The sequence below is a fragment of the Enterobacter cloacae complex sp. 397G4 genome, from assembly GCF_050031515.1.
Lineage (GTDB): Bacteria > Pseudomonadota > Gammaproteobacteria > Enterobacterales > Enterobacteriaceae > Enterobacter > Enterobacter hormaechei_C.
Map to the genome: position 1 here is coordinate 4,343,492 of NZ_JBLGWE010000001.1, position 13,589 is coordinate 4,357,080.

The 13,589-nt window shown below is 55.8% G+C and carries 12 protein-coding genes; 7 read left to right on the top strand and 5 right to left on the bottom strand.

Going from position 1 to position 13,589, the window contains the following annotated elements; all coding sequences use genetic code 11:
• The first annotated feature begins 3 nt into the window (after positions 1-3).
• The 4 genes from hpf (at position 4) to npr (ending at position 2,034) form a co-directional block, all read left to right on the top strand.
• Positions 4-291, top strand: a complete 288-nt coding sequence (gene hpf, locus ACQG1Y_RS20935) for a ribosome hibernation promoting factor (RefSeq protein ID WP_003861866.1) — start codon at positions 4-6, stop codon at positions 289-291.
• Between the two features lie 82 nt (positions 292-373).
• Complete coding sequence (ptsN, locus tag ACQG1Y_RS20940) at positions 374-865, top strand: PTS IIA-like nitrogen regulatory protein PtsN (protein ID WP_003861869.1); 492 nt, start codon at positions 374-376, stop codon at positions 863-865.
• Between the two features lie 45 nt (positions 866-910).
• A complete protein-coding gene (gene rapZ / locus ACQG1Y_RS20945; RefSeq protein WP_003861870.1) occupies positions 911-1,765 on the top strand; it encodes an RNase adapter RapZ in 855 nt (284 codons plus the stop codon).
• Entirely contained in the window at positions 1,762-2,034 is a 273-nt protein-coding gene (gene npr, locus ACQG1Y_RS20950) for a PTS phosphocarrier protein NPr (protein ID WP_003861872.1), read from the top strand. The genes rapZ and npr overlap by 4 nt, the downstream gene beginning before the upstream one ends.
• Positions 2,035-2,073: 39 nt before the next feature.
• Here the strand turns inward: npr and mtgA are convergent, their stop codons facing one another.
• The 5 genes from mtgA to lptF all read right to left on the bottom strand — a co-directional run bounded on the left by mtgA (position 2,074) and on the right by lptF (position 8,335).
• A complete protein-coding gene (gene mtgA / locus ACQG1Y_RS20955; RefSeq protein WP_015571986.1) occupies positions 2,074-2,799 on the bottom strand; it encodes a monofunctional biosynthetic peptidoglycan transglycosylase in 726 nt (241 codons plus the stop codon).
• Complete coding sequence (elbB, locus tag ACQG1Y_RS20960; RefSeq protein WP_032655241.1) at positions 2,796-3,449, bottom strand: isoprenoid biosynthesis glyoxalase ElbB; 654 nt, start codon at positions 3,447-3,449, stop codon at positions 2,796-2,798. Before elbB ends, mtgA begins: the two co-directional genes overlap by 4 nt.
• Before the next feature lie 232 nt (positions 3,450-3,681).
• Positions 3,682-6,015: an aerobic respiration two-component sensor histidine kinase ArcB gene (gene arcB, locus ACQG1Y_RS20965; protein ID WP_368740829.1), complete on the bottom strand. Its 2,334-nt coding sequence runs from the start codon at positions 6,013-6,015 to the stop codon at positions 3,682-3,684.
• Positions 6,016-6,152: 137 nt separating this feature from the next.
• On the bottom strand, positions 6,153-7,235 hold the full coding sequence (gene lptG / locus ACQG1Y_RS20970; protein WP_001147540.1) for an LPS export ABC transporter permease LptG: 1,083 nt from the start codon (positions 7,233-7,235) through the stop codon (positions 6,153-6,155).
• Entirely contained in the window at positions 7,235-8,335 is a 1,101-nt protein-coding gene (lptF, locus tag ACQG1Y_RS20975; protein ID WP_003861881.1) for an LPS export ABC transporter permease LptF, read from the bottom strand. Before lptF ends, lptG begins: the two co-directional genes overlap by 1 nt.
• 265 nt (positions 8,336-8,600) lie before the next feature.
• Here lptF and pepA point away from each other — a divergent pair, with 265 nt between their 5' ends.
• The 3 genes from pepA to ACQG1Y_RS20990 all read left to right on the top strand — a co-directional run bounded on the left by pepA (position 8,601) and on the right by ACQG1Y_RS20990 (position 13,528).
• Entirely contained in the window at positions 8,601-10,112 is a 1,512-nt protein-coding gene (gene pepA / locus ACQG1Y_RS20980) for a leucyl aminopeptidase (RefSeq protein ID WP_003861882.1), read from the top strand.
• A 117-nt stretch (positions 10,113-10,229) separates the two neighbouring features.
• Positions 10,230-10,673 carry a DNA polymerase III subunit chi gene (holC, locus tag ACQG1Y_RS20985; protein WP_063135410.1) on the top strand — a complete coding sequence of 148 codons (444 nt, stop codon included), beginning with the start codon at positions 10,230-10,232 and terminating at the stop codon, positions 10,671-10,673.
• Positions 10,673-13,528, top strand: a complete 2,856-nt coding sequence (locus ACQG1Y_RS20990) for a valine--tRNA ligase (protein WP_017382726.1) — start codon at positions 10,673-10,675, stop codon at positions 13,526-13,528. The genes holC and ACQG1Y_RS20990 overlap by 1 nt, the downstream gene beginning before the upstream one ends.
• Positions 13,529-13,589: the final 61 nt, after the last annotated feature.

Here is a 13,589-nt window from a genome sequence, read left to right on the forward strand (position 1 = left end):
ACTATGCAGCTCAATATCACCGGACATAACGTCGAGATTACTGAGGCTTTACGCGATTTTGTAAACACTAAGTTTGCGAAACTCGAGCAGTATTTCGAGAGGATCAACCAGGTCTATGTTGTGTTGAAAGTGGAGAAAGTGACGCATATCTCGGATGCGACCCTGCACGTCAACGGAGGGGAACTACATGCCAGTGCGGAAGGGCAAGACATGTACGCGGCTATCGACGGCTTGATTGATAAGCTTGCGAGACAGCTCAATAAACATAAAGATAAACTGAAACAACACTAATTGTCCGGGCAGTTAACGGGTGCAGGACGGCCTGTTGTGAAACACAACAGGCCATTTGTACAGTTAGCGCTTAGGTGAAATTATGATAAACAACGATTCCGCTCTTCAACTGAGCAATGTCCTTAACCAGGATTGTACCCGCAGTGGCGTTCACTGCCAGAGCAAAAAACGTGCGCTGGAAATCATCAGTGAGCTGGCCGCAAAACAGCTGGGTCTGCCGCCGCAGATCGTGTTTGAAGCCATTCTGACCCGTGAAAAAATGGGCAGTACCGGCATCGGCAATGGCATTGCGATCCCGCATGGCAAGCTGGAAGAAGATACGCTGCGTGCCGTGGGGGTGTTTGTGCAACTGGAAACGCCTATCGCTTTTGACGCCATCGATAACCAGCCTGTGGATCTGCTCTTCGCGCTGCTGGTTCCTGCCGATCAGACCAAAACCCACCTGCACACGCTGTCGCTGGTTGCCAAACGTCTGGCGGATAAAACCATTTGTCGTCGACTGCGCTCAGCCCAAAGTGATGAAGAGCTTTATCAAATTATCACTGAAGCAGAAGGCAATCAGGATGAGGCATAATCGGGAAAGGGCCTTCAGTACGGCTGCCCTGAGGAGAAACGGAACATGGTGCTGATGATCGTCAGCGGTCGTTCGGGGTCCGGGAAGTCCGTGGCCCTGCGCGCGCTGGAAGACATGGGATTTTACTGTGTAGATAACCTGCCGGTAGTGTTGTTACCCGATCTGGCGCGGACGCTGGCGGACAGGCAAATCTCTGCCGCCGTCAGTATCGACGTGCGTAACATGCCGGAATCGCCGGAAATCTTCGAGCAGGCAATGAACAGCCTGCCGGAATGCTTCTCGCCTCAGCTCTTGTTCCTGGACGCTGACCGCAACACGCTGATCCGTCGCTACAGCGATACACGTCGTTTGCATCCGCTCTCCAGTAAAAATCTTTCGCTGGAAAGCGCCATCGATAAAGAGAGCGATCTGCTTGAGCCGCTGCGTTCCCGGGCCGACCTGATTGTCGACACTTCCGAAATGTCCGTCCACGAGCTGGCGGAAATGCTGCGTACGCGCTTACTCGGCAAGCGCGAGCGCGAACTGACGATGGTGTTTGAATCCTTCGGCTTTAAGCACGGCATACCTATCGATGCGGATTACGTTTTTGATGTGCGTTTCCTGCCGAACCCACACTGGGATCCGAAACTGCGTCCGATGACCGGTCTGGATAAGCCGGTGGCAGCGTTCCTCGATCGACACACAGAAGTACACAATTTTATCTACCAGACGCGAAGCTACCTTGAGCTATGGTTACCTATGCTGGAAACAAACAATCGCAGCTACCTGACGGTGGCGATTGGCTGTACCGGCGGTAAACATCGTTCGGTCTACATTGCCGAACAGCTGGCCGATTACTTCCGCTCACGCGGGAAGAACGTTCAGTCCCGCCATCGCACGCTGGAAAAACGCAAAACATGACCGTAAAACAGACCGTCGAAATCACCAACAAGCTGGGCATGCATGCGCGCCCGGCGATGAAGCTGTTTGAACTGATGCAGGGTTTTGATGCTGAGGTGCTGCTGCGCAACGACGAGGGAACCGAGGCAGAAGCCAACAGCGTGATTGCGCTACTGATGCTGGATTCTGCCAAAGGCCGTCAGATTGAAGTTGAAGCCACCGGCCCGCAGGAAGAAGAAGCGCTGGCGGCAGTGATTGCCCTGTTCAACGCCGGGTTTGACGAAGACTAACGTTCGCCATGTCGGCGGGTAGCGCTGCGCTTACCCGCCCTACCTAAGATTATTTCGCTCCATAAACCCTTCCCCACCCAGCTGACGCATCTGGCGCATAATCCACGCCTGGCGGCTTCGCACGTAGCCTGACGGGGCGCTGGCCTTAAAACGCAGCGGGTTCGGCAGCACGGCGGCAAGCAGTGCCGCTTCGGACATAGTCAGCCTGCTGGCGGGCTTGCCAAAATAGCGCTGCGATGCCGCTTCGACACCAAATACGCCGTCACCAAATTCCGCGATATTCAGGTAGACGGTTAAAATGCGTTTTTTGCTCCACACCGTCTCGACGCCCAGCGTCAGCCCGGCCTCCAGCCCTTTTCTCACCCAGCTGCGACCGTCCCATAAGAACAGGTTTTTTACCGTCTGCTGAGAAAGCGTCGATGCGCCGCGGACGCGGTTTTCATGACGTTCATTATGATCCAGCGCCTTCTCGATAGCCGCCACGTCAAAACCCCAGTGCTCCGGGAATTTCTGATCTTCTGCCGCAATGACCGCCAGCCCCATCCACGGCGAGATTGCATCCATGCTGACCCAGTCAGAATGGGCAACATAGCCAAAATCACCTGAGAGCCAGGCGCTAATCTGCCGCTCTGCCATCACGGCCGAGAACGGGACGGGCAGGATGCTGAACAGCGCAATACCGCCGCCCCAGAACACGGCCAGGACCAGCACAATACGCAGCAGGATCCGTTTTAACCACCCGCCGGGGGAGAATTTACGACTCATTCGGTCAGGACCAGCACTCTGTCCACCAGCTTTTCAATGCCTGCGGCAGCCTCGGCGATGTTCTGCGCCAGCATATACGCTGGCGTGGTGATGATCTTGTTGTCCTCGTCCACCACAATGTCGTCTACCGGACATGGCACGTGTTCGCCGCCCATATCCTCGACAATCTCAGCGGTATCAATGTCGGTTCCGATCGTGAGCCGCAGCGGGAAATCAAAAATTTTCGGCAGCATGGCCGGCGCAATGCAGATAAAGCCCTGCGGCTTACCTGCCGCATGCATCGCCAGCGATAGCGCTTTCAAATCGGGATCGACATGACACGCCGTGCCTTCCGTTGCAAACGTGCTCAGGTTTTTCGCCGCGCCAAAACCGCCCGGCACGATAAGCGCATCAAGTTCAGCGGCATCGGCCTGTGCCAGCGGGTGAATATCGCCGCGCACAATACGCGCCGCTTCAATCAGCACGTTACGGCTTTCCGCCATTGGCTCGCCGTTAAGATGATTAATCACATCTGCCTGGGTTTTATCCGGGGCGAAGCAGATAACGTCTGCTCCCTGGCGCGATAATGCCAGCAGCGTTAATACGGTTTCATGTATCTCTGAACCATCGTAAACACCACATCCGCTCAGCACGACACCAATCTTTTTCATTCTGACGATCCTTCTATGCAACTCGCTGAAGCACATTAAAAATTCTGATTAAAACGCTATGCTTCACACATTTCACTGATTCATGTAACAAACTGTTTAAGATTTGCTATCTTATCTGCGTGCGGCCTCAATTTTCAGGCGGCGTCCATGCGAAAACAACCCATAAAAATCAGGCGCAGCCACGATTTCCCTGGTGTTGGCGCAGTATTCGCGCACCCCGGTATAGCCGGGGTCATTTTTTTCTGGCATCCACCCAGGCTTTCAGCACTGCCACATCGTTTTGCCACTCTTGTTTCATCTCTTCGACCCAATCACCTACGTTATCTTCCCAGGCAGGTAAATCAGGAGACTGAATCTGTTGGCCCAGCTGCTGGAGATGGCGTAACCCGACAGATCCTGCCGCGCCTTTGATTTTATGTCCCTCTTCGACGATGCCCTTCTGGTCACGCGCCGTCAGGTTGGATTCGAGCACGTTCAGATAGCCCGGCATCATTTTTTCGAACACGGCGAGGCCATCGGTGATCAGTTTTGGTCCCACCAGATCGATATACTGCTCCAGCATGGCGGTATCCAGTATCGTTTGGGCTTTAGCGCTATCAACAGACGTCATGGTGCTCTCCTCTTCATCACAGGTATCCCAGAACTTCTTGATCATCGCCGTCAGGGCGGGTACCGCCAGCGGCTTGCTGAGCACATCGTCCATACCGGCCTCGAGATACTCTTTTTTATCTTTCAACACGTTTGCGGTCAACGCCACCAGCGGCGGCAGCTCGTCAGGAGCATATTTGCGCGTCAGCTCGCGGGAGATATCCAGCCCGGTCATGTCCGGTAGCTGAATATCGAGCAGCACCAGGTCATACTCGCCCGGCGTGAACATCTCCAGCGCGGCTTTCCCGGTCATCGCCACATCCACGCTGTTACCGAGTTTTTCCAGTACCGACCGGGCGACAATGACGTTCAGCTCAATATCTTCCACCAGCAGAACGTGCAGGACTGGCAGCGGCATATCGTCGTTCTCAAACGTATCTTCCACCTCTTCCGCCACGGCAGGCGCGTGGACGGTAAGCGTAAAGGTGGAGCCTTTACCCGGCTGGCTGGCAACGGTGATATCCCCGCCCATACTTTTCGCCAGACGTTTCGACACCGCCAGTCCAATGCCCGTACCGGTCGCCGGTTTACCGCCGTGGCTGTCTTTAACCTGATAATACATGGCGAAGATCTTATCCTGCTCCTCCTGAGGAATGCCGATACCCGAGTCCTCAACTTCAAAGTGCAGCATGTCGCCTTCGTCATAGCGAATGCGCACCGCAACCTGCCCCTTCTGGGTAAACTTCACGGCGTTGCTGATGAGGTTCCACAGGATCTGCCGCAGACGTGTGCCGTCCGTCACCACTTTATGCGGCAACGGCAGCGTTGGCTCCATCACAAAGCTCAACCCTTTTTGCTGAGCCTGTAAACCTGACAGGTTTTCCAGGTCCGCGAGGAAACCGGTAAAATCAACCGGCTGGTTGTCGAGCTGAACTTTACGGCGCTCCATCTTATCCATGTCGATAATATCATTGAAGATATTACCCAGCGTGACCGCCGAGACGTGGATCGTTTTCAGGTATTTTTCCTGCTCGCTGGTCAGCTCGGTATCCAGCAGAATGCGGCTCAGCCCCACAATGCCATTCAGCGGGGTGCGCAGTTCATGGCTGATGGTGGAGATGAAGGTTGTTTTATCCCGGCTGGCGCGCTCCAGCGCATCCTGATAGCGCTTACGCTCGGTGATATCGCGGCCAAAGCCCATCAGACCATGACGTTTCCCCACCCGGTCGTAATAAGGCACTTTGCGGATCTCAAAGCAGGCTTTGCGCCCGTCAGGATAGTCCAGCCACTGCTCATAGGTCAGCGAAACGTTATGGCGGAAGACCTTTTCATCCGTCTCCATCACTTTTGCTGCCGCCTCTTCGGAATAGACATCCTGAGGTTTCAGGTGGATCAGCTGCTTTTCGCTTTTCCCGGTCAACAGTTCCATGGCCCGGTTACAGCCGGAGAACTCTTTATCTTCATTACGGTAGAACACCAGATCCGGCGACGCATCGAGGAACGAGCGCAGGAAAGAGGATTGCTGTTCAAGCTGGATCTGCGTCACTTCACGCTCTTTCATCTCAACTTTTAGCTGCTCAAGCGTGGTCTGACGCTCGGCTTCCGCCTTCTCACGGTCTGAAATTTCCTGATTCAGCTGGGCAATGTTGTCCTTGAGCTGGACGTTGAGTTTGAGATCGCGCTCGCGCATCTCTTCCAGCTTATCCACCAGTTTCGATAAACGCTGTCGGGACTCTTCCAGTTGCTCAACCACCACGGAGAGAAAATAGACCGCCCAAGGGGTAATCAGCAGGCCAAAGAAAATAGAGCGGATCACGTCGATGCTCTCGACCTGACCATGCAGAACCATGGTCACGGCCATTTGCACGACGATGGCCAGAACGACCAGCGCCAGCGCCAGCAGCATGGAAAAACGCACCAGCCCGAGCTTCATCATCAGGTCGACGTAGTACTGGGCCAGCATTCGAATTTGCTTCATAGAGGATCCCTTCACGACTTTATCGCTCAATAATACTCAAATTCACGGCGAGGCGTTGAAGGTTGTGAGAAAAAGTGCGGGGTGAAACAGGAGATTAGCCTCGCCCCCGGGCAACCGGGAGCGAGGAAGAAGGTTTATCAGGAGCGTTTTAGCAGCATCCAGAGGCTGATCAGGAAGAAACTGGCGCTCGGCAACAGTGCGCCGATAATTGGCGGAATGCCATACACCAGCGTCAGCGGACCGAAAATCTGATCGAGGACGTAGAACACAAAACCAAAGCTGATACCGGTTACCACGCGAACCCCCATCGGCACGCTACGCAGCGGTCCAAAGATGAACGATAGCGCCATCAGCATCATCACGGCCACGGACAGCGGCTGGAAGATTTTGCTCCACATGTTGAGCTGGTAACGCCCCGCATCCTGTCCGCTCGATTTCAGATACTTCACGTAATTATGCAGACCGCTGATGGAGAGCGCATCGGGATCGAGCGCTACCACCCCAAGCTTGTCCGGCGTCAGGTTGGTTTTCCAGGTACCGCTAACGGTCTGCGAACCGGTGATCTGTTTCGGGTTCGTCAGGTCAGATTCATCAACCTGGGATAACCGCCAAAGCTTGTTGTTCGCATCAAATTTAGCGGAGGCGGCATAACGCACCGACTGTAAACGACGATCGTTATTGAAGGCATAGATACTCACGCCGCCCAGTTCATCGTCCCCTTTCACGCGTTCGATATAGACAAAGTTCTGACCATCTTTCGCCCATAATCCCTGCTGCGTGGAGAGCAGTGAACCGCCGTACATAGCCTGAGCACGGTAGTTACGCGCCATCTGTTCGCCCTGCGGCGCGACCCATTCGCCAATCGCCATGGTCAACAGCACCAGCGGGATCGCGGTTTTCATTACCGACAGCGCAACCTGCATACGGGTAAAACCCGATGCCTGCATCACCACCAGTTCGCTACGCTGAGCCAGCATCCCCAGACCCAGCAGCGCACCCAGCAGGGCCGCCATCGGGAAGAAGATCTGCACATCTTTTGGTACGCTGAGCAGGGTATACATTCCGGCGCCCAACGCGTCGTAACTCCCCTGCCCGGCTTTTTTCAGCTGGTCGACAAATTTGATAATGCCCGAGAGCGACACCAGCATGAACAGGGTCATCATGATGGTGGTGAAAATCGTTTTACCGATATAGCGGTCAAGTACGCCAAACGCCTGCATTAGATGGCTCCTTTACGCGTAAACCGGGCACGAAGACGACGCACAGGCACCGTGTCCCACAAGTTGAGTCCGACTGCCAGCAGCAGATACAAACCATTCACGACCCAGGTCCAGATCATCGGGTCAATTTTTCCTTTCCCGCCGTTAGACTTGATTGAGGTTTGCAGCAGGAAGAACACCAGATACAGCAGCATCGCTGGCAGCATCGACAGCACGCGGCCCTGACGCGGGTTTACCACGCTCAGCGGAACCACCATCAGCGCCATCATAAATACGGTGAATACCAGCGTGATACGCCAGTGCAGTTCAGCACGCGCACGATCGGTATCGGTATTCATTAAGGTGCGCATATCCATCTGCTCAGTATCCGTGGGATCGAGCGCGACGGCCTGATGGCCAATGATAGCCTGGTAGTTCTGAAAATCGGTAATACGGAAGTCGCGCAGCATAGCCGTGCCTTCGAAACGCGTTCCTTTGTTCAGCGTGACAACCTGAGAGCCGTCTTTACGCTGAGACAGCTGACCGGAGTCCGCCACCACCACAGAAGGCCGGGCGTTACCTTTCGGGCGCAGTTGAGCAAGAAACACGTCATTGAAGCGGTTGCCATCGACGCTTTCGATAAACAGCACGGAGTTACCGTCGGTAGCCTGCTGGAACTGCCCCTGCGCCAGCGCCGCCAGCCCCGGGTTAGCTTTTGCTTCCGCCAGCACCTCATCCTGATGACGAGAGGAGGTCGGCCCCGCCCACATGACGTTAACCGCGGCAACAATGCCCGTAAACAGCGCCAGCACCATGGCTGCTTTTACCAGTACGGCTTTACTGAGGCCGCAGGCATGCATCACGGTGATTTCACTTTCGGTATAGAGCTTACCCAGGGTCATCAGCAGACCAAGGAACAGGCTTAACGGCAGGATAAGCTGCGCCATTTCCGGCACGCCAAGCCCGAGCAGGGAAAGCACCAGATTCGTTGGGATTTCGCCATCAACCGCCGCGCCGAGGATCCTGACCAGCTTCTGACAGAAAAAGATCAGAAGGAGGATAAAGAGGATCGCCAGTTGGCTCTTCAGCGTCTCCCGAACCAGATATCTTATGATTATCACTTTAAATACGCCCGTTAAAACTCGTCTTATGCAGGAATTTAGCTTGTTTCATGGCTTTAACGTCATTTATTCTCTTGAGTCGTCGAAATCATCGCTAAGATTAAAAAACCCGGCGGATTCGCGCTTCATGACATTTATTGACGTGTCGAAACCGTAGTAACGTAAGATTAACACGAAGTCACCACAACGGCGGACATGAGTTACGAAAGGTTTCAATTCTATCCGTAGCCGCCGCCGTTGTCTTTAAGATTCAGGAGCGTAGTGCATGGAGTTCAGTGTAAAAAGCGGTAGCCCGGAGAAACAGCGGAGTGCCTGCATCGTTGTGGGCGTCTTTGAACCACGCCGACTCTCCCCGATCGCCGAGCAACTCGATAAAATCAGCGACGGCTATATCAGCGCCCTGCTGCGCCGTGGCGAACTGGAAGGCAAACCAGGGCAGACCCTGTTGCTGCACCATGTTCCGAACGTCCTGTCCGAGCGTATTCTGCTGATTGGCTGTGGTAAAGAACGTGAGCTTGATGAGCGCCAGTACAAGCAGGTTATTCAGAAAACCATTAATACACTGAATGATACTGGTTCGATGGAAGCCGTCTGCTTCCTGACGGAGCTGCACGTTAAGGGCCGCAACACGTACTGGAAAGTGCGTCAGGCCGTCGAAACCGCAAAAGAGAGCCTCTACAGCTTTGATCAGCTGAAGACCACCAAAAGCGAGCCGCGTCGCCCGCTGCGTAAAATGGTCTTTAACGTGCCAACCCGTCGCGAGCTGACCAGCGGCGAGCGCGCCATTCAGCACGGTCTGGCCATTGCCGCCGGTATTAAAGCGGCAAAAGATCTTGGCAATATGCCGCCAAACATCTGTAACGCCGCGTACCTGGCGTCTCAGGCGCGCCAGCTGGCTGACGCGTACAGCAAGAACGTCATCACCCGCGTTATCGGCGAACAGCAGATGAAAGAGCTGGGGATGCACTCTTATCTGGCGGTCGGTAACGGTTCCCAGAACGAATCCCTGATGTCGGTCATTGAGTACAAGGGCAATCCGTCAGAAGATGCGCGACCCATCGTGCTCGTCGGTAAAGGGCTGACCTTCGACTCCGGCGGTATCTCCATCAAGCCTTCAGAAGGCATGGATGAGATGAAATACGACATGTGCGGCGCGGCGGCGGTTTACGGCGTCATGCGCATGGTCGCGGAACTTCAGTTGCCCATCAACGTGATCGGCGTGCTGGCGGGCTGCGAAAACATGCCTGGCGGCCGCGCTTATCGTCCGGGTGATGTGCTGACCACCATGTCCGGCCAGACCGTTGAGGTGCTGAACACCGACGCCGAAGGCCGTCTGGTGTTGTGTGACGTGCTGACCTACGTTGAGCGTTTCGAACCTGAAGCGGTGATTGACGTGGCTACCCTGACCGGCGCCTGCGTGATCGCGCTGGGCCATCACATCACCGGCCTGATGTCGAACCACAACCCGCTGGCGCATGAGCTGATCGGCGCGTCCGAGCAGGCCGGCGACCGCGCGTGGCGTCTGCCGCTGGGGGACGAGTTCCAGGAACAGCTGGAGTCTAACTTCGCAGACATGGCGAACATCGGCGGTCGTCCTGGCGGAGCAATTACCGCGGGCTGCTTCCTGGCGCGCTTTACCCGCAAGTACAACTGGGCGCACCTGGACATCGCGGGGACCGCATGGCGCTCCGGTAAAGCCAAAGGCGCGACCGGACGTCCGGTGGCGCTGCTGTCGCAGTTCCTGCTCAATCGTGCGGGTTTTAACGGCGACGAGTGATGTAAAACGCCGGGTGGCGGCTACGCCTTACCCGGCCTACACGCCACTCAACCGTAGGCCGGGTAAGCGAAGCGCCACCCGGCTTTGCATTTAAATCCACGACAAGAAGCCCCATATATGAAGAATGCAACGTTCTACCTTCTGGACAATGACACCCATCGGGATGGCCTCAGCGCCGTTGAACAGCTGGTGTGTGAAATTGCCGCAGAACGTTGGCGCGCAGGTAAACGCGTCCTGATTGCCTGTGAAGATGAGCAGCAGGCGATTCGCCTGGATGAAGCGCTATGGGCGCGCCCGCCGGAGAGTTTTGTTCCGCATAACCTGTCGGGCGAAGGTCCACGCGGCGGGGCACCGGTGGAGATTGCCTGGCCGCAAAAACGCAACAGCAGCGCGCGCGACATTCTCATTAGCCTGCGGACAGACTTTGCAGATTTTGCCACCGCTTTCACAGAAGTGGTAGACTTTGTCCCTTACGAAGAATCCTTGAAACAACTGGCGCGCGAACGCTACAAAGCGTACCGCCTGGCCGGTTTTAACCTGAATACGGCAACCTGGAAATAATGGAAAAGACATATAACCCACGCGATATCGAACAGCCGCTTTACGAGCACTGGGAACAGCAGGGCTATTTCAAGCCTAACGGCGACGAAAGCAAAGAGTCCTTCTGCATCATGATCCCGCCGCCGAACGTCACCGGCAGTTTGCATATGGGGCATGCTTTCCAGCAGACCATCATGGATACCATGATCCGCTACCAGCGCATGCAGGGCAAAAATACCCTGTGGCAGGCGGGGACTGACCACGCGGGTATCGCGACCCAGATGGTGGTTGAGCGTAAAATTGCCGCTGAAGAGGGTAAAACCCGCCACGACTACGGTCGCGACGCGTTCATCGACAAAATCTGGCAGTGGAAGGCAGAATCCGGCGGCACCATTACCCGTCAGATGCGCCGTCTCGGCAACTCCGTAGACTGGGAGCGCGAGCGCTTCACCATGGACGAAGGCCTGTCCAACGCCGTGAAAGAAGTCTTTGTGCGCCTGTACAAAGAAGACCTGATTTATCGTGGCAAGCGCCTGGTCAACTGGGACCCGAAACTGCGCACCGCCATCTCTGACCTGGAAGTGGAAAACCGCGAGTCTAAAGGCTCCATGTGGCACATCCGCTATCCGCTGGCCGACGGCGCAAAAACCGCCGACGGTAAAGATTACCTGGTGGTGGCGACCACCCGTCCGGAAACCCTGCTGGGCGATACCGGCGTGGCCGTTAACCCGGAAGATCCGCGTTATAAAGATCTGATCGGCAAATTCGTGGTGCTGCCGCTGGTGAACCGCCGTATTCCGATTGTGGGCGACGAACACGCCGACATGGAAAAAGGCACCGGCTGCGTGAAAATCACCCCGGCGCATGACTTCAACGACTATGAAGTCGGTCGTCGTCATCAACTTCCGATGATCAACATTCTGACCTTCGACGGCGATATCCGCGAAAGCGCAGAAGTGTATGACACCAAAGGCAACGAATCCGACGTTTATTCCAGCGACATCCCGGCTGAGTTCCAGAAGCTGGAGCGCTTTGCCGCGCGTAAAGCCATCGTAGCCGCCGTTGACGCACTCGGCCTGCTGGAAGAGATTAAACCTCACGATCTGACCGTGCCGTACGGCGACCGTGGCGGCGTGGTTATCGAGCCAATGCTGACCGACCAGTGGTACGTGCGTGCCGACGTGCTGGCGAAACCGGCTGTGGAAGCGGTTGAGAACGGCAGCATTCAGTTCGTGCCGAAGCAGTACGAAAACATGTACTTCTCCTGGATGCGCGATATTCAGGACTGGTGTATTTCCCGTCAGCTGTGGTGGGGTCACCGTATCCCGGCGTGGTACGACAACGAAGGCAATGTCTACGTTGGCCGCACCGAAGAGGAAGTGCGTCAGGAAAACAACCTGGGCGCTGACGTTGCCCTGCGCCAGGACGAAGACGTGCTGGATACCTGGTTCTCCTCCGCACTGTGGACCTTCTCTACCCTCGGCTGGCCGGAAAACACCGACGCGCTGCGTCAGTTCCACCCAACCAGCGTGATGGTCTCCGGCTTCGACATCATCTTCTTCTGGATTGCCCGCATGATCATGATGACCATGCACTTCATCAAAGACGAAGACGGCAAGCCGCAGGTTCCGTTCCATACCGTCTACATGACCGGCCTGATCCGCGACGATGAAGGCCAGAAGATGTCCAAATCCAAGGGTAACGTTATCGACCCGCTGGATATGGTGGACGGTATCTCTCTGGAAGAGCTGCTGGAAAAACGTACCGGCAACATGATGCAGCCGCAGCTGGCGGAGAAAATCCGCAAGCGTACCGAGAAGCAGTTCCCGAACGGGATCGAATCTCACGGTACCGACGCCCTGCGCTTCACCCTGGCGGCGCTGGCCTCCACCGGTCGTGACATCAACTGGGATATGAAGCGTCTGGAAGGTTACCGTAACTTCTGTAACAAGCTGTGGAACGCCAGCCGCTTCGTGCTGATGAACACCGAAGATCAGGATTGCGGCTTTAACGGCGGCGAAATGACCCTGTCTCTGGCAGACCGCTGGATCCTGGCGGAATTTAACCAGACGGTGAAAGCATTCCGCGACGCGCTGGACAGCTACCGCTTCGACATCGCGGCAGGCATTCTGTACGAATTCACCTGGAACCAGTTCTGCGACTGGTACCTGGAGCTGGCGAAGCCGGTCATGAACGGCGGTTCTGAAGCGGAACTGCGCGGCACGCGTAATACGCTGATTACCGTTCTGGAAGGTCTGCTGCGCCTTGCGCACCCGATCATTCCGTTCATCACCGAAACTATCTGGCAGCGCGTGAAGGTGATTGCCGGTATTAATGCCGATACCATCATGCTCCAGCCGTTCCCGGCATTCGACGCCGCGAAAGTGGATGAAGCCGCGTCTGCGGATACCGAGTGGCTGAAGCAGGCGATCGTTGCGGTACGTAACATCCGCGCGGAAATGAACATCGCTCCGGGTAAACCACTGGAGCTGCTGCTGCGCGGTTGCAGCGAAGCTGCCGTTCGTCGCGTCACCGAGAACAACACCTTCCTGAAAACCATGGCGCGTCTGGAAAGCATCACCGTGCTGCCTGCCGATGACAAAGGTCCGGTTTCCGTGACCAAAATCATCGACGGCGCGGAGCTGCTGATCCCGATGGCGGGCCTGATCGACAAAGATGCGGAGCTGGCGCGTCTGGCGAAAGAAGTGGCGAAAGTCGACGTGGAAATTGGCAAAATCGAAAGCAAACTGGCGAACGAGGGCTTTGTGGCCCGCGCGCCGGAAGCGGTCATCGCCAAAGAGCGTGAGCGTCTGGTTGCCTTCGCCGATGCGAAGACCAAACTGATCGAGCAGCAGGCGGTTATCGCGGCGCTGTAATGCTTTTACCCCTTACGCTTCAGGGCGTAAGGGGTATCCTTCCTGAAAACTCCTCGCTTGC

What these genes read in the sequence shown, in the direction of transcription:
- arcB (WP_368740829.1), bottom strand. Translation starts at nt 6,015, where the DNA reads ATGAAGCAAATTCGAATGCTGGCCCAGTACTACGTCGACCTGATGATG.
- pepA (WP_003861882.1), top strand. Translation starts at nt 8,601, where the DNA reads ATGGAGTTCAGTGTAAAAAGCGGTAGCCCGGAGAAACAGCGGAGTGCC.
- mtgA (WP_015571986.1), bottom strand. Translation starts at nt 2,799, where the DNA reads ATGAGTCGTAAATTCTCCCCCGGCGGGTGGTTAAAACGGATCCTGCTG.
- lptG (WP_001147540.1), bottom strand. Translation starts at nt 7,235, where the DNA reads ATGCAGGCGTTTGGCGTACTTGACCGCTATATCGGTAAAACGATTTTC.
- elbB (WP_032655241.1), bottom strand. Translation starts at nt 3,449, where the DNA reads ATGAAAAAGATTGGTGTCGTGCTGAGCGGATGTGGTGTTTACGATGGT.
- npr (WP_003861872.1), top strand. Translation starts at nt 1,762, where the DNA reads ATGACCGTAAAACAGACCGTCGAAATCACCAACAAGCTGGGCATGCAT.
- ptsN (WP_003861869.1), top strand. Translation starts at nt 374, where the DNA reads ATGATAAACAACGATTCCGCTCTTCAACTGAGCAATGTCCTTAACCAG.
- holC (WP_063135410.1), top strand. Translation starts at nt 10,230, where the DNA reads ATGAAGAATGCAACGTTCTACCTTCTGGACAATGACACCCATCGGGAT.
- ACQG1Y_RS20990 (WP_017382726.1), top strand. Translation starts at nt 10,673, where the DNA reads ATGGAAAAGACATATAACCCACGCGATATCGAACAGCCGCTTTACGAG.
- hpf (WP_003861866.1), top strand. Translation starts at nt 4, where the DNA reads ATGCAGCTCAATATCACCGGACATAACGTCGAGATTACTGAGGCTTTA.
- rapZ (WP_003861870.1), top strand. Translation starts at nt 911, where the DNA reads ATGGTGCTGATGATCGTCAGCGGTCGTTCGGGGTCCGGGAAGTCCGTG.